This is a genomic window from Mesorhizobium sp. ORM8.1 (assembly GCF_053005525.2).
In genome coordinates, this window is sequence record NZ_CM132600.1 from 2,120,806 (window position 1) to 2,147,268 (window position 26,463).

The following is a 26,463-nucleotide window of genomic DNA, read 5'->3' on the forward strand; positions in this document are numbered from 1 at the left end:
GTGATCGAGCAGGAACTCCTGATGGCGTTCGTCTTCGGCGGCTAGGGCGTTTCACCGTTTCACGGCGAACCGTTCTATCGCTTTGTTTTCACGCAATTCCGGAAGACCGGCTCCGTTACAGGCCCTCGCCGGGTGCGACCGTCGCAAGGCCGCCCTTGATGTCGGCGACTTGTGCCGCGCCGGCCTTGGCGCCATGGATCCAGGCGCGGTCGGTGCTGAACGAATAGAGCGGCACGTAGTCCGGCAGATCGGTGTCGCGCGAAACGACGTTGCTCAGGCTGTCGAGAATGAACACGCCGCTACCGGTGCTGACCGACAGCACGGCGTGGAAGAAACCGCGCTTGCGATCCTGCAGGACGACAAGCGACATGCTCTGCGCCGGAATGCCGGCACGCAGCAGCGCCGCCATCTTGAGGATGGCGAAATCCTCGCAGTCGCCTGCCCGGTGCTCGAGGATTTCCGAGGGCTTGGCCCAGTAGTCGAGCTTGCCGTATACGACGCTGTCCTTCTTGTAGGCGATGGCGCGGTTTATGCTCGCGTTGACGAAGGACAGCTTGTCGATGAAGCGCTTGTCCTTGGCGACATCGATGATCGCGGCAAAGATGCTGTCTTTGCGATCGCAGGCACTGCCCGCGGTACAGTCGACAATTGCCTTGTAGACCGGCGCCCAGCGCGCCGAGACGGGAAAATTGTTCATCGACAGAGCGACGGAGCCGAACACGCCGGGAATGATCGCCGCCGTCTGGATGGGGTCGATCCCGGCATTGCCTTGCGCCGCCGAAGCGCCGCCTTCCTGATCGATAGCGGCAATGCTGTAACTGTCGAAAGCCATGCCTATCGTGTAGGCGGAGGCAGGCTGCCAAGGCTTAGGCCGCAGCAGCGAAACACCGCCGAGCGCGAAAGGCGTTTCGACCTTCGCCAGCGACATCTCGACAGGGTCGAGGCCGCCCGCAACGGCGCTCGCCGATGACGGTTGCGGCAGGCCGGTGATGCCGATTGCCAGCAGGAGCAGTTTGAGCCCGGTTATCCCCAGGGCAGATTTTTCTTTTGTCATAACGCCCACCTTTGACTGTGGACGCTACCAATCTTGTCTCAAGTTACTGGAAATGAAGGTGGATAAGTTTCATATAAGCGACAACACTTTATTTTCGTAAAATTTTATTCAAATTTATACTTCTGTTTATCATCCGCGAGCGTTGAGCAATGCACAAAAGACCGGAACTCAGGCGTACGTATATCAGGTTATATGTTCGCGGTTTACCACGTGTAAAAAATGCCTGAGCAGACATATTATAATATATGAAAATGCTTGCGGGATGGTTGCAAAGCAGAGGTGGCCCCTGTCTCTTTCCGGGAAATGCCGGAGGGGTTTGGCGATGACGACCAGTAACGAATTGGACACCGTATCGAGTTCTTGGGACGAGCATTCCGTCTCTTATGAACACAACAATTCGCCGACGCAGGCGGGCATCCAGGTTGCCCAGGCTGCCCAGCCGGCGGCCGCCGAGCCGGTACCGGTCGATGTCGGCAGCGGCGCGCCCGTTCAGCCGGCAGCTCCGGCGGCAAAAACAGCGGCAACGAATGCGCCGGCCGCTCCGCACGAATACGTCGCCGACGCCAACCACATCGTCAAACTGCCCGCCAGCATTTCCATCGACAACATCAAGGTCGACGGCCACAATTTGTTGCTCGAACAAGCCGACGGCACCGTCATCGTCATCAAGGACGGCGCCCTCAACGTGCCAACCTTCATCATCGGCGACGTCGAGGTGCCGCGCGTTGCGCTGCTGGCGGCGCTCGAGGCAAGCCATGTCGATGTCGCCTTCGGCGCCGACGGCTCGATTTCGGCCGGATCGGCTTCCGCCCCGGGCAGCGCCGGCGGCAACTTCGAAGTTCCCGCTGGCGGGATCGGCGACGGATTCGGCCTTTCGGCCTTGCTGCCGCCGACGGATCTGGCGTTCGGCCATCCGGAAACCCGCGAACTGTTTCCGGGATTGGTCGAGAAGGATTCAACGATCTCGTTGACAGGTGCTCCTCCGACGCTGAACGTGGACGAAAGTTTCCTGCCGGACGGCTCGCACACCGGCCCCGCCGGCTCGACCACCGACACGCTGAGCTTTGCCGGCATATTCACGGTGGTGCCGGGCAGCGGCACGCCCGCGATCAGCTACGGCCTGAGCGTCACTTCCCAGGGCGAGACGTCGAACCTCATCGACAGCGCCACCGGCGAGGCAGTGGTGCTGGTGCTCAACGGCAACACGGTCGAGGCCCATGTCGGCGATGCCGGTGGCGCGCTGGTCTTCACGATGAGCGTTAACACTGCAACTGGCGTGGTGACGCTGACGCAGGACCGCGCGGTGCATCAGGACGATCTGCCCAATACGCCGGACGATGCCACCAGTCTGGCGTCAAACCTGGTGAAGCTGACCGCAACCGTGACGGATTCCGGCGGCCACACGGCCAGCGCCTCGGCCGACATCGGCGGCAGTGCCAGCTTCCACGACGATGGTCCCACGGCCAACGCCGACGCCAACAGCGTCGCGTCGGGCGGCCATGCCTTGATCAGCGGCAACGTGCTGACGGGTGTTGGCGAGACCGCTCCGGCCGCCGGCACGACGAACGTGGACGTGTTCGGCGCGGACGGCAAGGCCGGCAATGGCGTTGTCGGCGTCACGGCCGGAACGACGGTCGGCGGCATCGACGCCAATGTCGGCAATGCGATCCATGGCCTGTACGGCACGCTGACGCTGGGCTCGGACGGCAGCTACACCTATCAGCGGGACGCCGGCTCGCCGGGCGGGGTGAGCGACACGTTCACCTACACCATCAAGGACGGCGACGGCGATCTGGCGCACACCACGCTGACGATCAACGTCGCGGCAGGGACGCCGCAGATCGGCGCCAACACGCCGGACGCGGGCAGCACGGCCGATATCGTCTACGAGGCGGGTCTGGCCAACGGCTCGGGCGTCGGCCTGACGGCGACGACGACGAGCGGCACGATCGCCTTCACCTCTCCCGACGGGGTGAGTTCGGTGTCGCTGGGCAGCCATGCGCTGTCGAGCGATCCCGCCAATCCGACGTCGTTCACCGACGCGACCGGCACGGTGAGCGCGTGGTATTCCTATGACGGTACCGCCGGCACCGGGACGATCCACTACAGCTACACGCTGCAGCACAACTATCTCGACCCGACCCAGACCCAAGGGCAGAACACCGAGACGCAGCCGACCTTTGCGGTCACGGTGATCGATGCCGACGCGGTGCCGCACACCGCGCAGGGCAGCCTGGTGATCAACGTCGTCGACGATGCGCCGGTGGCCAACACCGACGCCAACAGCGTCGCGTCGGGCAGCCATGCCTTGATCAGCGGCAACGTGCTGACGGGTGTTGGCGAGACCGCTCCGGCCGCCGGCATGACGAACGTGGACGTGTTCGGCGCGGACGGCAAGGCCGGCAATGGCGTTGTCGGCGTCACGGCCGGAACGACGCTCGGCGGCATCGACGCCAATGTCGGCAATGCGATCCATGGCCTGTACGGCACGCTGACGCTGAACTCGGACGGCAGCTACAACTATGTTCGCGACGCGAACACGGCCGGCGGCCACAGCGACGTGTTCACCTACACGATCGAGGACGGCGACGGCGACCTGTCGCACACGACGCTGACGGTCGATATCGCAAAGGGGGATGTCACGCTGGGGACGATCCCGACCGAGGGTTCTGCCGGTGCGATCGTGTACGAGGCGGGGCTGGCGACCGGTTCGTTGCACGACGGTTCGAACGCGACGAGCGGCACGATCGGCTTCACCTCCCAGGATGGCGTGAGCACGGTCTCGCTGGGCGGGAACACGCTGTCGAGCGATCCAGCGCATCCGACAACGTTCACGGACCCGACGACGGGCGGCACGGTGAACGCCTACTACACCTATGACGGCACGCTCAACGGCACGATCCACTATACCTACACGCTGACGGACGCCTATCACAGCACCACGCCGGGGGCGGACCCCGAGGCCACCCCAAGCTTTGATATCGCGGTGACGGATCTGGACAGCCAGACAAAAGCCGGCACCCTGACGATCGACGTGGTCGACGACCATCCGACGGCGGCCCCTGACACCAACAGCCTGATCTCGGGCCAGACGGTGGGGGCCAATGTCGAGAGCAACGACAAGTCGGGCGCCGATGGTTATGCGGCGGGCGGCGGGGTCGTCGGGGTTGCGGCGGGACAGAACACGGCGACGGCGCTGAGCAGCGGCGTGGGTTCGGTGATCCACGGAACCTATGGCGACCTGACGCTGAGCGCGGACGGCAGCTACAGCTATGTGGCCAAGCCCAATGTGGGCGGGGTGGACAACTTCGTCTACACAATCAAGGACGGCGACGGGAACACCTCGACGACGACGCTGGCCATCACGGTCAACGCCTCGGGCCTGGCGGCGACGCCGGACACGGTGACGGTGAACGAGGCGGGTCTGCCGGTGGTCGGTTCGCTGGCGGGCAACGGCTCGAACGTGACGAGCGGTGCAACCCTGGTCGGGCATGCTTCGGGCGGCGTCGGCGCCGACACCTACAGCCTGGTGGGCTCGGGGACGGGCACCCACGGAACGATCGTCCTCAACAGCAACGGGACGTTCACCTACACGCTGACCAGCCCGGTGATCAACGGCTCGTCGAGCGAACTGGCCGACACCTTCACCTACCAGGTGAAGGACAGCGTCGGCAACACGACCACCAACACCATCACCGTCAACGCGCTCGACGACGCGCCTGTGGCGGCCCCTGACACCAACAGCCTGATCTCGGGCCAGACGGTGGGGGCCAATGTCGAGAGCAACGACAAGTCGGGCGCCGATGGTTATGCGGCGGGCGGCGGGGTCGTCGGGGTTGCGGCGGGAACGAACACGGCGACGGCGCTGAGCAGCGGCGTGGGTTCGGTGATCCACGGAACCTATGGCGACCTGACGCTGAGCGCGGACGGCAGCTACAGCTATGTGGCCAAGCCCAATGTGGGCGGGGTGGACAACTTCGTCTACACAATCAAGGACGGCGACGGGAACACCTCGACGACGACGCTGGCCATCACGGTCAACGCCTCGGGTCTGGCGGCGACGCCGGACACGGTGACGGTGAACGAGGCGGGTCTGCCGGTGGTCGGTTCGCTGGCGGGCAACGGCTCGAACGTGACGAGCGGTGCAACCCTGGTCGGGCATGCTTCGGGCGGCGTCGGCGCCGACACCTACAGCCTGGTGGGCTCGGGGACGGGCACCCACGGAACGATCGTCCTCAACAGCAACGGGACGTTCACCTACACGCTGACCAGCCCGGTGATCAACGGCTCGTCGAGCGAACTGGCCGACACCTTCACCTACCAGGTGAAGGACAGCGTCGGCAACACGACCACCAACACCATCACCGTCAACGCGCTCGACGACGCGCCTGTGGCGGCCCCTGACACCAACAGCCTGATCTCGGGCCAGACGGTGGGGGCCAATGTCGAGAGCAACGACAAGTCGGGCGCCGATGGTTATGCGGCGGGCGGCGGTGTCGTCGGGGTTGCGGCGGGAACGAACACGGCGACGGCGCTGAGCACCGGCGTGGGTTCGGTGATCCACGGCACCTATGGCGACCTGACGCTGAGCGCGGACGGCAGCTACAGCTATGTGGCCAAGCCCAATGTGGGCGGGGTGGACAACTTCGTCTACACAATCAAGGACGGCGACGGGAACACCTCGACGACGACGCTGGCCATCACGGTCAACGCCTCGGGCCTGGCGGCGACGCCGGACACGGTGACGGTGAACGAGGCGGGTCTGCCGGTGGTCGGTTCGCTGGCGGGCAACGGTTCGAACGTGACGAGCGGTGCAACCCTGGTCGGACATGCTTCGGGCGGGGTCGGCGCCGACACCTACAGCCTGGTGGGCTCGGGGACGGGCACCCACGGCACGATCATCCTCAACAGCAACGGGACGTTCACCTACACGCTGACCAGCCCGGTGATCAACGGCTCGTCGAGCGAACTGGCCGACACCTTCACCTACCAGGTGAAGGACAGCGTCGGCAACACGACCACCAACACCATCACCGTCAACGCGCTCGACGACGCGCCTGTGGCGGCCCCTGACACCAACAGCCTGATCTCGGGCCAGACGGTGGGGGCCAATGTCGAGAGCAACGACAAGTCGGGCGCCGATGGTTATGCGGCGGGCGGCGGGGTCGTCGGGGTTGCGGCGGGACAGAACACGGCGACGGCGCTGAGCAGCGGCGTGGGTTCGGTGATCCACGGAACCTATGGCGACCTGACGCTGAGCGCGGACGGCAGCTACAGCTATGTGGCCAAGCCCAATGTGGGCGGGGTGGACAACTTCGTCTACACAATCAAGGACGGCGACGGGAACACCTCGACGACGACGCTGGCCATCACGGTCAACGCCTCGGGCCTGGCGGCGACGCCGGACACGGTGACGGTGAACGAGGCGGGTCTGCCGGTGGTCGGTTCGCTGGCGGGCAACGGCTCGAACGTGACGAGCGGTGCAACCCTGGTCGGGCATGCTTCGGGCGGCGTCGGCGCCGACACCTACAGCCTGGTGGGCTCGGGGACGGGCACCCACGGAACGATCGTCCTCAACAGCAACGGGACGTTCACCTACACGCTGACCAGCCCGGTGATCAACGGCTCGTCGAGCGAACTGGCCGACACCTTCACCTACCAGGTGAAGGACAGCGTCGGCAACACGACCACCAACACCATCACCGTCAACGCGCTCGACGACGCGCCTGTGGCGGCCCCTGACACCAACAGCCTGATCTCGGGCCAGACGGTGGGGGCCAATGTCGAGAGCAACGACAAGTCGGGCGCCGATGGTTATGCGGCGGGCGGCGGTGTCGTCGGGGTTGCGGCGGGAACGAACACGGCGACGGCGCTGAGCACCGGCGTGGGTTCGGTGATCCACGGCACCTATGGCGACCTGACGCTGAGCGCGGACGGCAGCTACAGCTATGTGGCCAAGCCCAATGTGGGCGGGGTGGACAACTTCGTCTACACAATCAAGGACGGCGACGGGAACACCTCGACGACGACGCTGGCCATCACGGTCAACGCCTCGGGCCTGGCGGCGACGCCGGACACGGTGACGGTGAACGAGGCGGGTCTGCCGGTGGTCGGTTCGCTGGCGGGCAACGGTTCGAACGTGACGAGCGGTGCAACCCTGGTCGGACATGCTTCGGGCGGGGTCGGCGCCGACACCTACAGCCTGGTGGGCTCGGGGACGGGCACCCACGGCACGATCATCCTCAACAGCAACGGGACGTTCACCTACACGCTGACCAGCCCGGTGATCAACGGCTCGTCGAGCGAACTGGCCGACACCTTCACCTACCAGGTGAAGGACAGCGTCGGCAACACGACCACCAACACCATCACCGTCAACGCGCTCGACGACGCGCCTGTGGCGGCCCCTGACACCAACAGCCTGATCTCGGGCCAGACGGTGGGGGCCAATGTCGAGAGCAACGACAAGTCGGGCGCCGATGGTTATGCGGCGGGCGGCGGTGTCGTCGGGGTTGCGGCGGGAACGAACACGGCGACGGCGCTGAGCACCGGCGTGGGTTCGGTGATCCACGGAACCTATGGCGACCTGACGCTGAGCGCGGACGGCAGCTACAGCTATGTGGCCAAGCCCAATGTGGGCGGGGTGGACAACTTCGTCTACACAATCAAGGACGGCGACGGGAACACCTCGACGACGACGCTGGCCATCACGGTCAACGCCTCGGGCCTGGCGGCGACGCCGGACACGGTGACGGTGAACGAGGCGGGTCTGCCGGTGGTCGGTTCGCTGGCGGGCAACGGTTCGAACGTGACGAGCGGGGCAACCCTGGTCGGGCATGCTTCGGGCGGCGTCGGCGCCGACACCTACAGCCTGGTGGGCTCGGGGACGGGCACCCACGGAACGATCGTCCTCAACAGCAACGGGACGTTCACCTACACGCTGACCAGCCCGGTGATCAACGGCTCGTCGAGCGAACTGGCCGACACCTTCACCTACCAGGTGAAGGACAGCGTCGGCAACACGACCACCAACACCATCACCGTCAACGCGCTCGACGACGCGCCTGTGGCGGCCCCTGACACCAACAGCCTGATCTCGGGCCAGACGGTGGGGGCCAATGTCGAGAGCAACGACAAGTCGGGCGCCGATGGTTATGCGGCGGGCGGCGGTGTCGTCGGGGTTGCGGCGGGAACGAACACGGCGACGGCGCTGAGCAGCGGCGTGGGTTCGGTGATCCACGGCACCTATGGCGACCTGACGCTGAGCGCGGACGGCAGCTACAGCTATGTGGCCAAGCCCAATGTGGGCGGGGTGGACAACTTCGTCTACACAATCAAGGACGGCGACGGGAACACCTCGACGACGACGCTGGCCATCACGGTCAACGCCTCGGGCCTGGCGGCGACGCCGGACACGGTGACGGTGAACGAGGCGGGTCTGCCGGTGGTCGGTTCGCTGGCGGGCAACGGTTCGAACGTGACGAGCGGTGCAACCCTGGTCGGACATGCTTCGGGCGGGGTCGGCGCCGACACCTACAGCCTGGTGGGCTCGGGGACGGGCACCCACGGCACGATCATCCTCAACAGCAACGGGACGTTCACCTACACGCTGACCAGCCCGGTGATCAACGGCTCGTCGAGCGAACTGGCCGACACCTTCACCTACCAGGTGAAGGACAGCGTCGGCAACACGACCACCAACACCATCACCGTCAACGCGCTCGACGACGTTCCCCAGATCCTCTCCATTCAAAGCGCCGTCATGCCAAACGTGAGCAATACCGACGCCCACGGTTCATGGCAGCCTATCTTCGGCGCGGACGGCCCCAGTGCGGCGACCGCGATCGGGATCGCCATGGGCACCGCGCCCGCTGGCGAGACTTATGCGTTCAGCAATAATGTGGGGACCAGCGCAACCAGCGAGCAAATCAACAAGGTCACGGTCACTCCGACCACGGGGGCGGCCTACACATTCTACGAGTACACGCATTACGACGCGACAACCCACAGCTCGGAAATGTTCGCGTATCAGACGCTGGCGGGCGCGCAGTCGGGACTGGCAAGTGATCAGTTTTTCACACTTACGATGGCGACGGATGGCACATACGATTTCCATCTCGCATCGAACCAGCTGCAAGCCTCGGCAAGCACTGATCTGACGAGCATCTCGGCTGGTCATAGCGGCTGGGCTGAAGTCAACGGGACAACCTCCAGCACTGGCAGCGGCACCCCGCCGTCCGGCTACGACGTTCTGATCCAGGGGGGCACCAATTATATACCGGCATCCGACACGTTTACGCTGGGATATGTGAATTCAAACAATCACAGCTTTGGGGTAAATAATGCCAACTTTGACAACGGCGAGGTTGTTGGTTTCAAGTTCGGCACAGCACAAATTTACGCGTCGTTTGGCGTCTATTCGCCGACATCAACCGACAGCTTCCAGGTTTATATCTGGGATTCCTCGCATACACACTCTTTGACCGAGACGCTGACGGGGAATGCCGCAACTTTCATAGTCGACGCGGCCCACTGGACTGGAACTGGCGCCACGGCAGCATTCAATAGCTTTGTCGCGACGTATGGTGGTTTCTCAGAGATGGACGTTGTAAACACCGGGACCACGGTTGGCCTCACATCCGTCAGCTATAACGAGAAAGTGACGGTGACCGATACAAGCCTGACCTTCGCTCCAACTATCACCGATGGCGATGGCGATATAGCCTCGAGCGCAAGCAATCTCTCGGTATCCCTCGTCGGCACCCACACCGCTCCCGGATACCAACTGTCGGGGACGAACGACGTTTTTGCCGCAAGCGCGAACGGGCACGACACTTTTACGGGGAACGGAACCAACGACACGGTGGACTTCTCAAACGCGGCGGGTTCCGTCCAGGTCAATCTCTTGACGCACATTTACGGCGGAGCAGCGACCGGTGACACGTTGACGGGGATAGAGAACCTGATCGGCTCCTCGCATGATGGTGACATTCTGGTTGGCGATGCCAATGCCAATACCCTGATCGCCGGCAGCGGCCAGACCAACATGACCGGTGGCGCCGGCGCAGATACCTTCGTCATCAATGCCGCTACGTGGACCCACGTGGGAATCCATGACCTGATCGCAGATTATCACTCCGGTGAGGGGGACATTGTCGATTTGAGCAAAGTCCTGGATGCCGTTTTCGGCGGCAGCCAGACTCAGACGCAGGCACTCGGTAGCCTCAGCGCGACCAACGACGGGACAAACATCCACATCGACGTCACCCACGGCGGCTCGACTGTCGAAGTGGCAACTTTGACGGCCTACTCGGGCATCTCCCATACAATCAATATTGTATATGACGACGCGCATCACGCAGCGAGTGTGGCTGTGCCATAAGATGCATGCGCGGCGATCAATCAGTTTCGCCGAAGGGAAACAAATATCCCTTCGGCGAAACCTGATCTAAGAATGTGTGAAGCTGTGCCTCTGGTTGCCTGACCGTTTGGCTGAAGCAGACGACGGGATAGGCGGCCCAGACAGATGCGGGCACCGTCCCTTACGACGATGACTGTGGCTTAAGTGGCACAGTACGCAACTGTGCTCCATGCTATGTATTAGCGAGGCATAAAATTGAAGTTTGGAGAGGGACTTAAATGAAGCGTTGTGCAAGATTGCTGGCTTCGGCCGCGGCGCTGTTGCTGGCCGGATCGACGGGCTTCGCAGCCGACATTATCGGGGGACCGGTGGCCGACTATTGCCGAACCGCCGGCACATCCAACCTGGTGCTGAACGACAACATCGTCGACCTCAAGGCCCAGGTGGTGAAACTGATGGACGAGTCGGTCGCCGTCGCCAACAGCTCGGAATGGATCAATTCGTCCCGGCCCGCCTTCGTCTGGGCCTCGGAGGCCAAGGTTGCCTGCGGCATGGCCTACGGCTACCTGAAGACGAACTACAAAGACGAAGATACGCTCAACAAGTGCGAGTGCTTCCACGATCGCATGGTCGAGTACATGCAGTAAGCGCAATATGAAGCCGTCGGCTGGCTGGGCATGACAGCCGATGGAAGACTGGTCGAGGCCACTCACCGGCACCTTCAGCATCCGGTCTCGAAAGACGGCGAGGCAAGTCTGGAGCATTTCACCGTTTCATAGAAACGGCGAACTGCTCTAACTCTTGTTTTGACGCAATTCCGCACGGAAACCGTTTACACTTTTCCTGCAATTGCTTTAGCGTAAGATGAAGTGACGATCAGACCGGGAGATACCCGGCTGGGATATGGGGTTGGGGATATCCATGGTGGATGGCCGGCAGGTCCACGGTTCGTGGACGTGGGCGATCGCCCTCACGATCGGGGCGATCGTGTCGGGATGCCAGTCGAAAAGCAGCGTTTCCGACACGCTCGACCCGGCCGCGATCGCGGCAACATCGGCGCCGGCCGGCAGTGCGGCAACCGCGCCAGGCGGCGCTGTGGCAACCGCGCCGGCCAAAGGCGCTCAATCACTCGGCGCCGGCCCGACCAAGATCACCATGCTGCTGCCATTGTCGGCCCCGGGGATCGCCGGGGAAACCGGCAGGAAGATGCTCGATGGCGCCAAGCTGGCGATGGCCGATCTCGGCGACAAATTGCTGACGCTCACGGTGGAAGACACCAAAGGCGATAGCGCATTTGCCAGTGAGCTGGCGGTGAAGGCGATCACCACGGACGCGAAGGCCGTCATCGGCCCGGTCGAGCTGCCGTCAGCCCAGCACCTTGCCAAGCTGTCGGGATCGAACCATCCGCCGGTGCTGGCGCTGGCTGACGATTTCGCCGGCGCTCCGGGTGTCTATGCGGTGCGCCTCAGCGAAGCGGACAGTGCGGCAGCCGGAGCCGCTGGCCTGGCGGCGAAGGGCCGCAAGAAATTCGTTTTGCTGGTCGCGGCCGGTCCGGACGCCGCCGCTGTCGAAAAAAGAGTGACCAACGGCCTCAGCATCTATGGCGCGGCGCTTGCGGTCACCATCCCTTACTCGGCAAGCGACGGCGGCACCAAGGTGGTCAACGACATGCAGGCGGTCGTCGATGCTCCCGACGCGGTCATCATCGCCAGCGGCGGCGCCAGCCCCTCGGCTATACTCGATGCGTTGAAGTCGAAGGGGATTCCGGGAAAAGCGACCGCGGTGGTGGGGACCAACCGCTGGCTGGAACGCCCGCTCGAACCGGGGTTCGAAGGCGCCTACATCGCCACGCTTGACGCAAGTGAAGCCGGCCCGATCGCCGACCGCTTCAAGTCGACCTACAATTATCCGGCCGACGCCAATGTCGCCTACGCCTATGATATGGTTGCGCTGACCGCCGGGATTGCCAGCTCGGTCGGGCCTGACGGCTTCAGCAATCGGGTCCTCGAGAACCGGAGCGGATTTCGCGGATCGACAGGTCTGTTTCGGTTTCGAACGGATGGGGCCAGTGAACGATCGATGCCGTTTTATCAGGTCCAGAAAGGTGCGCTCAAACTGGTTGAGAAGTCGACGTCAGGTTACTGACCGGGCCTCGGGCTCTCGCTTGGACTGATGGTCTTTCTGGCCCGCAGCCAACTCGCGGTAGCGCTCGCAGGCGTCCTGCTCCTGGCCGGCGCGCTGCTGATCGTCCGGGCAAGGGGTTCGCTTTCCGTCGACGAGTCCACGCCGACGCCACCATCCAACGAGGTTCATCAGCCCGACCGGCCGATTATGCTCGCAATCCCCGCGCAACGACGCTCGCCGGCGCGCACGATTGCCCAGGATCTTATCGCGCCGCCGCAGCTCGATACTGACCAGCTCGAACGGGTCGAGGCTCGCCCGCCGCTCGGCGATCTCGGCCTGGCCGTGCCTTTGAAAACGCCAATGCCGCAGGATTGGCGGGAGGTCCTGCTCTACCGTCCGATCGCCACATCATCCGTGACCTTCGAAGCAATGGGGCGCAGTCTCGCGATCAGCGGGGTCCGGGGCGTCGACCCGGACAAGATCTGTTCATTCCACGATGTCGCATGGCCCTGCGGGCAGCGTGCGCGCGCCGCGTTCAATTCATGGCTGCGCGGGCGAGCGCTGAACTGCTTCGTACCGCCTGACACCGAGCGCTTTGCCATCGCCGCGCCCTGCAGACTGGGCAGACAGGACGCCGGCGCCTGGCTCGTTTCCAACGGCTGGGCGACGGCGCTGCCGAGCGGCATCTACGCCAAGGCCGAGGCCGTGGCCAAGGGCGCGCAAATGGGTATTTTCGGCCCGCCCCAATAGCCGCATTGGCCCAAACCGGCGCGCCTTGCAGGAAGCGGACGAGCTTGCGACTAGGCTTGACTGCAGCTGGCAGCTATGCGCGCGGTCACAAAAGCTGCGATCTTGTCCAGCGCCTTGTCCGCTGCCGACAGGTGGCCGACGCCGGACAGAAAGCCGTGCGGCATGCCGTTCCAAACGTCGAGCGTGGCATCGACCTCGGCCGCAACGGCCTGCTCGAAATAGCGTGTGGCGTCATCAAGAAGCATCTCGTCGTCGCCGACATGTAGGCGCACCGGAGGAAGACCCACCATGCTCCCGTATAATGGCGAAGCCAGGGGATCGGATGGGTCGTGACCAGCAAGGTAAGAGCGGACCAGTTCAACAACCTGGAGCCGCGTGAAATATGGGTCGGCGGTCGCACGGCTCTCCCAGGATGCCCCCGAGAGCGTCAGGTCCGTCACCGGCGACAACACGACCGCTCCGACTGGCTTGTCGGTATCGGTGGAGGAGCGGCCCGCAAGGATTGAGAGCAGCGAGAGCGCGAGATTGCCTCCCGCTGAGTCGCCGAGAATGACGATACGCTGAGCGCCTCCTGCGACAAGGCCATCATAAGCGGCTTGAACGTCATCCAATCCGGCCGGAAAGGGATGTTCGGGGGCCAGCCGGTAATCGGGAATGAAGGCTTGCGTTTTGGCACGCGCGGCTATGTGGCCCACCAGGTGGCGGAACGCCTTCGCGGTGCCCCAGTTGAACCAGCCGCCGTGGCAATGCAGGAGCGCCTGCCCGGCCGCGGCGTCGCTCGGCATGCACCACCAACCCGAGACGCCGCCCACGGTATCGGATCGATAGGTGACAGCCTCTGGCGCGCCGATGTTGCTCATGATGGCGTCGAAAGTGCCGCGAGCGCCGACGCCCTGCATTCGACCCTTATTTGGCACGGCGAGGCCGCGCAATGTCGCCATGACGGCAGCGTCCTCAGCGGTTAGCGGGTGGGTTGTAATCCGCGGCCGGGGCCGAGCCGGGTTTTGTACGGTTGCCGATTTCATGACTTTCTCCATTGCGTTTAATTAACGAAACGTACCGTAATTATAAGTCGCGGTCAATTGCGCTGACGTGCCGTTCTGTTAATTTGGCTCGATGTCCAAAATCCCCGTTTCAACACCCCGCTCCGGTCGACCCCGCAGCGATGCGGCCGAAGCACACTCGGTGATCATGGATGCTGTCTACGAGCTGCTGCAGGAGAGCTCCGCTCGCGACCTGACCATGGAAGCCATCGCCAAGCGCGCCGGGGTCGGCAAACCCACGCTCTACAAATGGTGGCCGAACAAGGCCGCATTGATCATGGCGATGTTTCACGAGCGCGTTTCGGTTAAACTGGACGCGGTAGAAGCCGTGACCGCGGAGGCGGCCCTCCGTGGCAGGGTGCGGATCCTGATCGGCGAGTTCAACGGCCTGTTCGGCAAGTTCTTCGCGGACCTTATTGCAGAGGGCCAAAACGACCCCGCGGTCCTAAGAGAGCTCTATGACAAGCACATTGCGGAACGGCGCGCATCGGCGGCCGCCGATGTCGAACGCGGCAAGGCAACGGGCGAATTTGCAACCGGCACTGATCCGATCTTGCTGATCGATGCTCTCTTCGGCGCGATCTATCTTCGCCTGCTGCTGAGGTTCGCTCCACTCACAGAAGGATATGGCAACGACCTTGTCGATCAGATCTTGCGTGGAGTACGACCAAAGGATGGCACGACTTGATGACGCAAGGGCGCAGAAGGCAAGTCAGGGGCGGGCGCCGTCAGTAATCGTAGATCGCCATCGGCCGGAAGTTCAGCACGCAGCCCTTCAAACGAAGCGCCGACGCCGCTTCAAGCGACCGCAGCTCGGCCTCCGACCGGATTGCGCAGGCGTCGCCGGCGACCTGCCGGGCGTCAGTCGCGCGCTATGGACAGCCCCATAAGAAGCGGGGCGTACGCGGCGAGCCTGCGGGATACGAACTCCGTGAAGAGGCGCACGCGCTTCGTCTTGCGTGTCTCCCCCTGTGTGAGAAGCCAGAGCGTTCCGTACATGTGCAGGTCGGCGCCCGGCACCCTCACCAGCAAGGGGTCGGCATCTCCGACGAAGCACGGCAGCGTCGTGATCCCGAGCCCTTGTCGCACAGCAACGATCTGTGCCTCGGCGTCCGTGACCCTGAACGGAACCCCCGTGGTGCGGACCTCACCCTCGCTGGCCCAATCCGGAATTCCATGCACGCTTATGACGATCCACCGGATGGGATCGGGCGCGCCCGCACGCCATGCGGCCAGCCGATCGCGGGACATGTAGACGCCGCCGAACAGCTCCGGTCCCTTCAGGCCGTGAAGATTGAGCGGCAGGGTTTTGCGGTCGTAGACGACGCGGATCGCCACGTCGGCCTCTCGGTTGGTCAGATTTGCCAGCTCGCCGGACGACAGGATTTCCATCTCGATATCGGGATGCAGACGCGTGAAATCGGCGAAGTCCGGCATGAGCAGGTGTGTCGCGAGGGGCGGTGCCAGCGTCACGCGCAGAAGCCCGCGCACGCTCTGGTCGCGGCCGTAGACGCGCGTCTCAAGCTGGTGCGACGACGCTTCCATCTGCTCCGCAAGCTCGAGGACCTCCTCGCCCGCAGCCGTCAGGCGGTAGCCCGAAGGCAGCTTTTCGAACATCCGCACCCCGAGGCGTTCCTCGAGCTGGGCGATGCGCCGCAGCACGGTCGAGTGGTTCACACTGAGCCGCTCGCCGGCAGCGCGCACCGAGCCTCCGCGCGCCACGGCCAAAAAATAGCGAATGTCATCCCAGTCGATCATGGTGCAATGCGGCACCGCAAGGTGCGCTTTCGAAGCCTGTGCCCAACACATCGAACAGCATCTCGCATGTGGGTTGCGCGGGGCGATCATCATAGCCCACGCCGATAAGCACGGTCCAATCCTGAATCGGGGACACCGATCGTCGCGGCTGGCGCCAGTCGTCAACCGGATCGATTTTGCACCACCGATGTGCGCGCTTCCGCACTCAAAGGCTGACGCCGGCGGACTTATCTCCGGGATCTCGGGGTTCTTCCCGAACGACCAAAGGCAGAGCCCGAAAGGAAAAGTCATGGGAAAGCTGGACGGTAAGGTTGCAGTCATCACGGGCGGCGCTACCGGCATCGGCCGCGCCGCGGCGAAACGCTTCATCGACGAGGGCGCCTTCGTCTTCATCTTCGGCCGCCGGCAGGAAGCGCTGGACGCCGCCGTGGCCGAGCTTGGGCTCAATGCCCGCGCGGTGACGGGCTCGGTCTCGGATGAGGCCGACCTCGACCGGCTGTACGCGGCGGTGAAGGCCGAGCGCGGAACCCTCGACATCGTCTTCGCCAATGCCGGGGCGGGAAGCCAGGGCCGGCTCGGCGAGATCACCGCCGAACACATCGACGAAACCTTCGACACCAATGTGAAGGGTACGATCTTCACGGTCCAGAAGGCGCTGCCGCTGATGGGCAAGGGCGGCTCGATCATCCTGACCGGATCGAGCGCCGGCACCACGGGCGCCCCGGCAATGAGCGCCTACAGCGCGAGCAAGGCGGCAGTGCGCAACCTCGCGCGGACCTGGGCCGAGGACCTGAAGGGCACCGGCATCCGGGTAAACGTGCTGTCGCCCGGGGCGACCGCGACCGAACTCGCGAAGGAGGCGCTTGGCGAGGAGGGCCAGAAGGTCTTCGCCGCGATGACGCCGCTCCAGCGCATGGCCGATCCGGCGGAGATCGGGGCCGTGGCCGCCTTTCTCGCGTCGTCTGACAGCAGCTTCATGACCGCCAGCGAGGTCGCCGTCGACGGTGGCCTGGCGCAAGTCTGATCCCGGCGCGGTCCCGCGCCTCGCGTGCGTACAACGAAAGGAAAACGACTATGAAAAAACTCGAAGGTAAGATCGCTGTCATCACGGGCGGAAGCAGCGGGATTGGGTTGGCCACAGCCAAACGCTTCGTCGAAGAAGGTGCGCACGTCGTGATCACCGGGCGAAGAGAGAAAGAGCTGAGGGAGGCTGCGGGCTTCATCGCGAGAAACGTTACGACCGTCGTCGGCGACGTCTCGCACTTGGAAGATCTGGACCGGCTTTATGCTGTCGTGAAAGAGAAACATGGTCACATCGACATTGTCTTCGCGAACGCGGGCGCTGGGACAATCGCACCGCTCACGGCCGCTACCGAGGCCCATTTTGACCAGACCTTCGATGTGAACGTGAAGGGTCTGTTCTTTACGGTGCAGAAGGCCCTTCCTCTCTTCAAAGACGGCGGTTCGATTATCCTGAACTCTTCAGTGTCGAACGTGTTGGGGGTTCCTGGGTTTAGCACCTATGCCGCGAGTAAGGCTGCTGTGCGCAACTTTGCGCGCGCTTGGACACTGGAGCTGAAAGACCGCAAAATCCGCGTGAATACGATGAGCCCCGGGCCAATCGAGACCCCCGCCTTAGAGACAACGACGGGCCTTACCCGTGAGCAAGCCGAGCAAGCGGCCGCTCAATTTGCTTCACAGATCCCAATGGGTCGCAGGGGAAAGCCCGAGGAAATCGCGGCTGCCGTCACCTTCCTCGCCTCCGATGAAAGTTCTTACATCACCGGCGTGGATCTGGCGGTCGATGGAGGCATGGCGCAGGTCTGACCCGGCATCAACACGAGATCGGAGAAACATTATGAGCTATTCAATTATCGGCTTCGGCAATATCGGCCAGGCTCTCGCCAAGGCGTTTGCCCGCAAGAACATGGACGTGACCGTCGCGAGCCGCCGGCCGCCCGAGGCATTGGCGCCGCAGGCCCGGGCGATCGGACCCACGGTCGTCGCCAAGTCGCTGCGGGATGCGCTCGAGGCCGACACGATCATCTTGGCGGTCCCGTTCTGGGAGCATCGCGAGGTCGCGAAGGCGCTGCCGAACTGGGAAGGCAAGACGGCCATCGACGCGATGAACACGTTTGGAGTTCTCCCCGAAGAGCTGGACGGTCTCCCGTCCTCCGCCTTCGTCGCGAAGGCGTTCACCGGCGCCAAGCTCGTGAAAGGTTTCAATCACCTGATTGCGGCCACACTGGCTGCCGATCCGGTCGTCGAGGGCGGCCATCGGGTCGTCTTTCTGTCGAGCGACGACGAGGACGCGATCGCTCCCGTGGCGGCCTTGGCCAAGCAGCTCGGGTTTGCACCCGTCAAGCTGGGAAAGCTCAACGAGGGTGGCGCGCTGGTGCACGCACGCGGCCGCATTTGGGGCCAGTTGATCTTCCAGGATTTGTTCAAGAAGGAGCAGTGATCGATGTACGACCATGTGAGTTGGCCTGGGCCATATGATCCGAAGACGTCGGCCATCTACGCACTCAACGACATTGACGTGAAGGCGCCGCCTGAAGTGGTCTGGAAGCTGCTCGTCGAAGCCGAGAATTGGTCGAGCTACTTTCCCGCCGAAGACCAGGTCAAGATCCTGACCGGTGAGCGGGAACTGGCGCTTGAAACCAGATACAGCCGGGTGACGGTTGGATTCCCGATGAGCCTGGTCGTGACGGAGTGCGAGCCCTTCCGCAGGCTCGCGTGGGCGACAACAGTCGATGGCGACGAGACCGGCTCGAGCGCGTACCACGGCTGGGTCATCACTCCTACAGCCGATGGCTGCCATGTGCTGACCGAAGAAACGCAGCAGGGGCCCTGGTTCCTCGAGGAGCTCGGGCGAAAGCGTCCCGGCGCGCTTTACCGCTATCACCAGGAATGGGTCGAAAGCCTCGCCCGCGCTGCGGAGGCGGAAGTCGCGAACAAGGCGGATCTAGCCTGGATCGGCGGATGATCACCACCTACCATTGGAGATGAATGATATGAATATTGAACTCAGGGGCCGCAAGGCGATTGTCACCGGATCGACCGCCGGTATCGGCCGCGCGACGGCGGAGGGGCTGGCCCGTGCCGGTGCATCGGTCGTCGTCAACGGCCGTGGGAATACCCGGGTCGACGAGGCGGTGCGGCAGATGCGGCAGGCCTTTCCCGGAAGCGACATCTCGGGTATCGCCGCCGATCTTGCGACAGCCGAGGGTGCCGAGGCCTTGATCGCGCTGGCGCCGGACGCCGATATCCTTGTGAACAACGTTGGTACTGCTCACATCCGGGGCTACAATGGCGTTGAGGACATCGCGAAGATCCCCGACGAGGACTGGCTCGGCCTCTTCCAGTTGAACGTAATGAGTGGCGTGCGCGTGACCCGTCATTACCTGCCGCGGATGGTGGCGAAAGGCTGGGGCCGTGTCGTGTTTGTAAGTAGCGAGTCCGCGGTCAACATCCCTAAGGAAATGCTTGACTACGGCATGACCAAGACAGCTCAACTCGCGATCTCGCGCGGGCTTGCCGAGGCGGTCGCGGGCACGGGCGTCACTGTCAACGCCGTCTTGCCGGGACCTACCCGCTCTGAGATCCTGGGCGACTTCATGGCGAAGCAGGCCGACGCAAACGGGATCACGCAGCAAGAAGCCGAGCAGGGCTTCCTGAAGGCGATGCGTCCAACCACCCTCATCCAACGCTTCGCGACTACCGATGAGGTGGCCAACATGATCATCTATGCATGCTCGGAGCAGTCTTCGGCGACAACTGGCGCGGCTTTACGGGTGGATGGCGGCGTAGTCCGTTTCGTCGCGTAGCTGCCGGGACGATTATGGCGCCGACCAGCAGACGGTCGACGCCAGCGGCTGAGCGTCCCTTGAGTTTCTCCTGCCCGGTGTCTTCAGGCCGAATACTGGCCGTGACCTTCACCGGTTTTTGGAAGCTATTCGAACGTATAAGTGAACCCATCCGCCGAAGTGCCGACGGTGACCTTCGTCATCTTTTGGCCCTCCAGCGAGCGATTGAGCACGCCACGGCTCAGTTCCGGCAGCAACGTGTTGGTGAGGATGGCGTCTATCATGCGCCCGCCGGACTCGATCTCGTTGCAGCGCGCCTTGACCAGATCCATGACGCCATCGCCGATCACCAGTTCCGCGTCGTTGCTTGCGCGCAGCCGGCGCGCGATCTTGGCGAACTGATGGCGCGTGATCGCTTCGATCATCGCATCCGACAGCGGATAATAGGGGATGGTCACCACGCGGCCGAGGAAGGCCGCCGGAAAGACCTTGAGCAATGGGCTGCGCAGGGCGGTGTCCAGATCGTCGATGCCGGTGCGCACGGTGCCGTTCCTGGTGCGGTCCATGATGACCTCGGAGCCGACATTGGAGGTAAGCAGGATCAGCGTGTTCTTGAAATCGATCCGCCGGCCCTCGCTGTCGTCCATCATGCCTTTGTCGAAGACCTGGAAGAAGATCTCGTGCACGTCGGGGTGCGCCTTCTCGACCTCGTCGAGCAAGATTACCGAATAGGGTTTGCGCCGCACGGCCTCGGTCAAAATGCCGCCCTTGCCGTAGCCGACATAGCCGGGCGGCGCGCCCTTCAGCGTCGATACGGTGTGCGCTTCCTGGAATTCGGACATGTTGATCGAGATCAGGTTCTGCTCGCCACCATAGAGCGTTTCGGCCAGCGCCAAGGCTGTCTCGGTCTTGCCGACCCCGGAGGGACCGCAAAGCAGGAACACACCGACCGGCTTTTCCGGCGCGCCAAGGCCGGCGCGGCTGGTCTGCACGCGTCTCGCGATCATCTCCATCGCATGGTCCTGGCCGACCACGCGCTCAGACAAGGTAGCGGCGAGCTTGAGGGCTTTCTCGGTCTGGCTGGAGAGCATCCGCCCTGTCGGGATGCCGGTCCAGTCCTGCACCACGGTGGCGATGGCGTTGCGATCGACCGACGGCAGGATCAACGGGGTCTCGCCCTGCGCCTCGGCAAGTTCCGCCATCAATTCGCGCAGTCGCGCCAGATCGGCAGTCGCTTCATCCGCCGGCTCTGCGGACGTTGCCTCGGCCTTCGCCACATCAGCCTTGGCCCCTTTGACCTTCGACGCCTTGGTTTTCTGAGGCTTGGTCTCAGCGGCTTTGCTTTCGTCCGCCTTTTTCTCAGGCGTTTTAACGGCCGCGGCCGCGTTCTCCATTTCGACAGCGGCCTCCTCGGCTGCCGCCTCGTCGAGCGGAACGCCCTCGCCACGCAATTTTGCGCGTAAGTCCAGGATCTCGGCCACCAGCGCTTTTTCCCGATCCCAGCGCGCCTGGGCGGCCGCCAAAGTGGTCTCGGTTTCCGCCAATCCAGCGTCCACGCGAGCCTGCCGGTCGGCAACGTCGATGCCGATCGCCGCCTCGCGGCCGATAATGCCGTTCTCCACTTCCAGCGCCTGGCGGCGGCGCAGGATATCCTCGACCTCGGCCGGCGTCGCGTGCTGCGAGACGGCAACGCGGGCGCAGGCGGTGTCGAGGAGGCTGACCGCCTTGTCCGGCAATTGCCTTGCCGGGATATAGCGATGCGAAAGCGAAACCGAGGCCTCGATCGCCTCGTCGAGGATCTGGACCTTGTGGTGCTGCTCGAGGACGCCGGCGACGCCGCGCAGCATCAGGACGGCCACCGCTTCCGATGGCTCGTCGATCTTGACCACCTGGAAGCGGCGGGTCAGCGCCGGATCCTTCTCGATATGCTGCTTGTATTCGGCCCAGGTCGTGGCGGCGATGGTGCGCAACTCACCGCGCGCCAGCGCGGGCTTCAGGAGATTGGCCGCGTCTCCGGTCCCCGCGGCTCCCCCGGCGCCGATCAGCGTGTGCGCCTCGTCGATGAACAGGATGATCGGCACCTCGGACGACTGGACTTCGTCGATGACCGCCTTCAGCCGCTTCTCGAACTCGCCCTTGACGCTGGCGCCCGCCTGCATCAGCCCGACATCGAGCATGCGCACGGAAACGTTCTGAAGTGTCGGCGGCACGTCGCCCTGGGCAATGCGCAGCGCGAAGCCCTCGACCACGGCCGTTTTGCCGACGCCCGCCTCGCCGGTCAGGATCGGGTTGTTTTGCCGGCGTCGCATCAGGATATCGACGATCTGGCGGATTTCGGGATCGCGGCCGACCACCGGATCGATCTTGCCATCGCGGGCGCGTTGGGTGAGATCGGTGGCGTATTTGGCGAGCGCCGAATCCCCGCCCGGGCCACGTCTCATCGGTGGTTCGGCGGCTGTGGCGGGAGGCGAGCCGGCTTCGAGCGAGCCTTCAGTGACATCGGCGAAACGGGAAATGACCCCATCCGCATCGATCTTGTCGAATTCGGCGCTGATCTTCGACACCAGGCCTTCCAGCACCGGTGTCTTCAGGCAGGCGAGCAGGATATGGGCGCTGCGCACCTCCTCGACACCGAACTCCAATGTGGCCAGGTTCCAGCCTTCCTGGATGGCGTGGAAGATGTGGTCGGAGAATTCTTCGACCGAAGTCGCGCCATAGGGCAGCTTGTCGATGGCCCGCGTCATGTCCGCCGTCAACCGGCTGGCATCGATGCCGGCGTCGGCAAGGATCATCTGCACGTCCGAGCGTTCCGACAGCACCAGTTGCTGGACGAAATGGACGAGCTCGACATAGGGGTTGCCGCGCAGCTTGGCCGTGTCGGCAGCGGCCTTGAAGGCGCGCATCCCTGTGGGATTGAGCTTTGCAACGAGTTCCTTGCGCTTGAAACTCTGCGACGACCGGCGCTGTTCCATTGAACCTTGCCCCCGAGATCTGCTGACCGCACCCTGCCATATAAGCGGCTGCTTGACAAAACCATGTGCCGAGCGAGGCCTTCGGACCCTATCCGGGCGGCACCTCGCGGTTACACAAGCCTTGCAAACTCCAGCAACAAACCCGGATTGCGCGCCGAACTATGCGAGCCATTTCACATACCCGGTCCGCCAATCGCGCAATGGGTTTGCCGAAAGATAACTGAAGCGTTCAGCTTCTTTTAGTTTTTGAGCATGTGCTCAATTGTCGTGGCATAGGGCCGATGATAACGTTAAGTCACATAGCCGCTTGCTGGGGGTAGGTGTGATTGATCTCGCACTCTGGCTGAATCCTCTAGACGGTGCGAATCCGTCGGGAGAGGATTTGCGCAACAACCCGGCTTTTCACGACTTGGAGCGGCTGACGGAAGCCCAGCTCAAGGTCGTCCATGACGGCGGCAACAAGACCTCGCAGTCCACGATCCCCGTCGACTGGGCAGCCGTTCTGGAAAAAGCGGAGGAATTGCGGCTCCGCGGCCGGGACCTGCGTCTGCTGGTTCTCGTGACACGCGCGCTCGCCAATGAAGAAGGGCTGGCCGGCCTCGCCCAAGGACTGACGCTGATTGCGCGGACCTTCGAGCAGTACTGGGACACGATGCACCCCTCGCTGCGGTCGGGCGCGCCGCGTGAAGCCGCCTTGCGCCGCATGAACGCGTTGCTCGATCTGCAGAACGGCCAGGAAGGCCTGCTGGCGAGCCTCAGGCAGACCATCTTCTTCTCGCCGCGCGCGATCGGCCCGATCAGCGGGCGTGATCTGGAACAGGCAGCGCTCGACGAGCGCGTCATGCTCCAGGAAGCCGCCTCAGGCCTAGGGAATGCCGAAAAAGCGGCACTGACGGCGGCCCACAACCAGTTGCTGAACCGGGTGCGCACAGGATGCGCGGCGCAGGTCGATCAGGCCGCGGACGCGATGACGACATTTATGGCCGACACGCGTAGCGCTATTTCGGCGCTGGAGGCGGTGGACACCGCCCTCAACCCCCGCATCGAAGGCAATGGCGCCACCGTTCCGGAATTAAAGAAGTTCCTGCAGCGTTTACTGACGACGCTGGAGCGGAATTCCGGCCCCGGCGCCGTGGCCAACGGTGCGGCAAAGCCTGCTCCTCAGCCGGAGCAACGGGCATCGACGCCCGCCCGAAACGGTCATGGAGCCGAGGTGATGGCAAGTGTGTCCAGCCCTATGGAAGCGAGCACCGGCCTGCCCGACCGGATCAATTCGCGCGACGAAGTCGTCAAATGCCTCGATCTTGTGGTCGCCTTCTACGATCGCACCGAACCGTCCAGTCCCATCCCGCATCTCGCCCGGCGCGTGCGCCGCATGGTGCACATGGATTTCGTGGAACTGATGGAAGATCTCGCCCCGTCGGGGCTGAAGGAATTCCGGCTGCTTGCCGGTGTCGCCGATCCCAAGAAGCCGGCCCAGAAGGACGAAAGGTAAAAAAGCATGCCAGCAGAGAGCAAAGCGAAGGTCATCGAAAGAAACCGCGCGCCGCGCGTGCAGATCGCCTACGACGTCGAAACCTACGGCAGCCCGACGACGATCGAGTTGCCGTTCGTCATGGCCGTGATGGCCGATCTTTCCGGCGCCTCGCAGACCAAGGAAGCGTCGAAGTCGGTGCTCGACCGCAATTTCGTCGAAACCGACGCCAACCGCTTCCCCAAATTCATGGAAGCGATGGGACCGCGCGTGAAGGCGCGTGTCAAGAACACCCTGCCGCAAGTCGAAGGCCAGGAGCGCGATGAAGAGCTTTTCGTCGATCTCACCTTCGCCAAAATGGGTGATTTCGCGCCTGACAAGGTTGCCGAGCAGGTGCCGCAACTGGCCGAGATCCTGAAGATGCGGCGGCAACTCGAGGAACTGCTGGGCTTCATGGATGGCCGCGTCGACGCCGAAAAGCGCATCGCGCAGCTTCTGAACAATGAGCCGCTGCTGAGCAAGATCGCCGACCAGGCGATGTCTGACGGCAAGGGCGAGGAGTAAGTCATGGCCGAACAGCAAAAGACCGCAGCCGCCACCGCCGAGGCGGAAGCCATCGATCTTGGCGAATTCAGCGGACTCCTTGAAAAGGATTTCAAGGTCAAGAAGGACGACAGCGAGAAGCTGCAGCAACTGGTTCGCAACCTGGCGCTTGCCGCCCAATCGCGCTCCGAAACGACGACCATCTCGTCCAACGCGATCAAGTCGATCAAGTCGCTGATCGCCGGCATCGACAAGATGCTGACGACGCAGGTCAACGAGATCCTGCATGCCCCGGAAGTGCGCGAGATGGAAGGCACCTGGCGCGGCCTTTGGTACCTCATCAACAACACCGAGACGGATACCAAGCTCAAGATCCGGGTGATGAACATCTCCAAGGAGCAACTGGCCGACACGCTCGAGGATTATGAAGGCCAGATGTGGGACCAGAGCCCGGTCTTCAAGAAAGTCTACACGGATGAGTATTCGATGCTGGGCGGCGAGCCGATCGGCTGCATCATCGGCGCCTACGAGTTCTCCAACCATCCGCGCGACGTCGGCCTGCTGCGCAACATCTCGGGTGTCTGCGCCTCGGCGCATACGCCGTTCATCGCCGCCGCCTCGCCGCGTCTGTTCCGCATGGACAGCTGGCAGGAACTGCCGAACCCGCAAGACCTGCAGATGATCGTGAACAACCCGGCCTATGCCTCCTGGCAATCGCTGCGCGAGAGCGAGGACGCCCGCTACATCGGCCTCACCATGCCGCGCGTGCTGGCACGCCTGCCCTACGGCTCGGAGACCGTTCCGGTGAAGGGCTTCACCTTCGAGGAAGAAGTGGGCGGCGACCACAACAAATATGTCTGGATGAACGCCGCTTTCCCGATGGGCGTGAACATCAACCGCAGCCACAAGCTCTATGGCTGGGGCACGCAGATCCGCGGCGTCGAGAATGGCGGTACGGTGCTGAACCTGCCGGTGCACGCCTTCCCGACCGACGACGGCTCAATTGCAATGAAATGTCCGACCGAGGTCGCCATCGATGACCGGCGCGAGGCGGAACTGGCCAAGCTCGGCCTGATGCCGATCCTGCATCGCAAGAACACCGACCTCGCGGCCTTCATCGGCGCGCATTCGCTTCAGGATGACGAGACGCGTGCCGGGCGTCTGGTCGATCCCGACGCCCAGTCCAACGAAAGGCTGAGCGCCAACCTGCCCTATCTCTTCCCGGTGTCGCGCTTCGCGCATTATCTCAAGGCGATCGCGCGCGACAAGATCGGCTCGTTCAAGGAACGCACCGACATGGAGATCTGGTTGACCGAATGGATCAACCGGTACGTGCTGGCCAACCCGGCCTTTGCTGACGACAAGGCGCGCGCCAAGCGTCCGCTCGCCGCGGCTGAGGTCCAGGTCGACAGCGTCGAGGGCCGGCCCGGTTACTACAACGCCCGTTTCTATCTGCGTCCGCATTACCAGCTGGAAGGCATCAACGCCTCGCTCCGGCTGGTGTCGGAACTGCCGTCGGTGAAGGGCTGAAATTGCAGGAAAGTCATTTTGTTTCATTGAAAGCGGTGGAGAAGGACA

17 protein-coding genes are annotated in these 26,463 nt (G+C 63.5%); 13 read left to right on the forward strand and 4 right to left on the reverse strand.

Annotated features, from left to right (window positions below; all coding sequences use genetic code 11):
• Positions 1–115: 115 nt before the first annotated feature.
• Positions 116–1,054, reverse strand: a complete 939-nt coding sequence (locus ACVDG8_RS11070) for a transglutaminase-like cysteine peptidase (protein ID WP_447254744.1) — start codon at positions 1,052–1,054, stop codon at positions 116–118.
• Positions 1,055–1,376: 322 nt separating this feature from the next.
• Here ACVDG8_RS11070 and ACVDG8_RS11075 point away from each other — a divergent pair, with 322 nt between their 5' ends.
• The 4 genes from ACVDG8_RS11075 (at position 1,377) to ACVDG8_RS11090 (ending at position 13,289) form a co-directional block, all read left to right on the forward strand.
• Positions 1,377–10,436: an Ig-like domain-containing protein gene (locus ACVDG8_RS11075; protein ID WP_447254745.1), complete on the forward strand. Its 9,060-nt coding sequence runs from the start codon at positions 1,377–1,379 to the stop codon at positions 10,434–10,436.
• A 257-nt stretch (positions 10,437–10,693) separates the two neighbouring features.
• Positions 10,694–11,062, forward strand: a complete 369-nt coding sequence (locus ACVDG8_RS11080; RefSeq protein WP_447254746.1) for a hypothetical protein — start codon at positions 10,694–10,696, stop codon at positions 11,060–11,062.
• Positions 11,063–11,336: 274 nt separating this feature from the next.
• Positions 11,337–12,560, forward strand: coding sequence for an ABC transporter substrate-binding protein (locus ACVDG8_RS11085; protein ID WP_447254747.1), 1,224 nt, complete (start codon positions 11,337–11,339; stop codon positions 12,558–12,560).
• Positions 12,561–12,587: 27 nt separating this feature from the next.
• Positions 12,588–13,289 (forward strand): thermonuclease family protein, encoded by a 702-nt coding sequence (locus tag ACVDG8_RS11090; RefSeq protein WP_447254748.1) that lies wholly within the window; start codon positions 12,588–12,590, stop codon positions 13,287–13,289.
• A 50-nt stretch (positions 13,290–13,339) separates the two neighbouring features.
• Here ACVDG8_RS11090 and ACVDG8_RS11095 read toward each other — a convergent pair whose 3' ends face one another.
• Positions 13,340–14,314: an alpha/beta hydrolase gene (locus ACVDG8_RS11095; RefSeq protein ID WP_455707684.1), complete on the reverse strand. Its 975-nt coding sequence runs from the start codon at positions 14,312–14,314 to the stop codon at positions 13,340–13,342.
• Between the two features lie 166 nt (positions 14,315–14,480).
• On the opposite strand from ACVDG8_RS11095, the gene ACVDG8_RS11100 reads away from it, so the two are divergent.
• On the forward strand, positions 14,481–15,020 hold the full coding sequence (locus ACVDG8_RS11100) for a TetR/AcrR family transcriptional regulator (RefSeq protein WP_447254750.1): 540 nt from the start codon (positions 14,481–14,483) through the stop codon (positions 15,018–15,020).
• Positions 15,021–15,193: 173 nt separating this feature from the next.
• On the opposite strand, the gene ACVDG8_RS11105 is transcribed toward ACVDG8_RS11100, so the two are convergent.
• Entirely contained in the window at positions 15,194–16,090 is an 897-nt protein-coding gene (locus ACVDG8_RS11105) for a LysR family transcriptional regulator (protein WP_447254751.1), read from the reverse strand.
• A 289-nt stretch (positions 16,091–16,379) separates the two neighbouring features.
• Between ACVDG8_RS11105 and ACVDG8_RS11110 the strand changes: the two genes are divergently transcribed.
• From ACVDG8_RS11110 to ACVDG8_RS11130, 5 genes are read left to right on the forward strand one after another with little or no spacing between them, the layout of a single operon-like run.
• On the forward strand, positions 16,380–17,114 hold the full coding sequence (locus ACVDG8_RS11110) for an SDR family NAD(P)-dependent oxidoreductase (protein ID WP_447254752.1): 735 nt from the start codon (positions 16,380–16,382) through the stop codon (positions 17,112–17,114).
• A gap of 50 nt (positions 17,115–17,164) precedes the next feature.
• Entirely contained in the window at positions 17,165–17,917 is a 753-nt protein-coding gene (locus tag ACVDG8_RS11115) for an SDR family NAD(P)-dependent oxidoreductase (RefSeq protein ID WP_447254753.1), read from the forward strand.
• Between the two features lie 31 nt (positions 17,918–17,948).
• Positions 17,949–18,551: an NADPH-dependent F420 reductase gene (locus tag ACVDG8_RS11120; protein WP_455707823.1), complete on the forward strand. Its 603-nt coding sequence runs from the start codon at positions 17,949–17,951 to the stop codon at positions 18,549–18,551.
• 3 nt (positions 18,552–18,554) lie between these two features.
• Positions 18,555–19,076: an SRPBCC domain-containing protein gene (locus ACVDG8_RS11125; RefSeq protein WP_455707685.1), complete on the forward strand. Its 522-nt coding sequence runs from the start codon at positions 18,555–18,557 to the stop codon at positions 19,074–19,076.
• A 28-nt stretch (positions 19,077–19,104) separates the two neighbouring features.
• Positions 19,105–19,917, forward strand: a complete 813-nt coding sequence (locus ACVDG8_RS11130) for an SDR family NAD(P)-dependent oxidoreductase (RefSeq protein ID WP_447254756.1) — start codon at positions 19,105–19,107, stop codon at positions 19,915–19,917.
• A 125-nt stretch (positions 19,918–20,042) separates the two neighbouring features.
• Here ACVDG8_RS11130 and ACVDG8_RS11135 read toward each other — a convergent pair whose 3' ends face one another.
• Positions 20,043–22,868, reverse strand: coding sequence for a type VI secretion system ATPase TssH (locus ACVDG8_RS11135; protein WP_447254757.1), 2,826 nt, complete (start codon positions 22,866–22,868; stop codon positions 20,043–20,045).
• A gap of 322 nt (positions 22,869–23,190) precedes the next feature.
• Between ACVDG8_RS11135 and tssA the strand changes: the two genes are divergently transcribed.
• Genes tssA through tssC form a run of 3 tightly spaced genes read left to right on the forward strand, consistent with a single transcriptional unit; the run spans position 23,191 to position 26,415 of the window.
• Entirely contained in the window at positions 23,191–24,363 is a 1,173-nt protein-coding gene (gene tssA / locus ACVDG8_RS11140; RefSeq protein ID WP_447254758.1) for a type VI secretion system protein TssA, read from the forward strand.
• 6 nt (positions 24,364–24,369) lie between these two features.
• Positions 24,370–24,906 (forward strand): type VI secretion system contractile sheath small subunit, encoded by a 537-nt coding sequence (gene tssB, locus ACVDG8_RS11145; protein ID WP_447254759.1) that lies wholly within the window; start codon positions 24,370–24,372, stop codon positions 24,904–24,906.
• Positions 24,907–24,909: 3 nt separating this feature from the next.
• Positions 24,910–26,415 (forward strand): type VI secretion system contractile sheath large subunit, encoded by a 1,506-nt coding sequence (gene tssC, locus ACVDG8_RS11150; RefSeq protein WP_320251167.1) that lies wholly within the window; start codon positions 24,910–24,912, stop codon positions 26,413–26,415.
• The last annotated feature ends 48 nt before the right edge of the window (positions 26,416–26,463 follow it).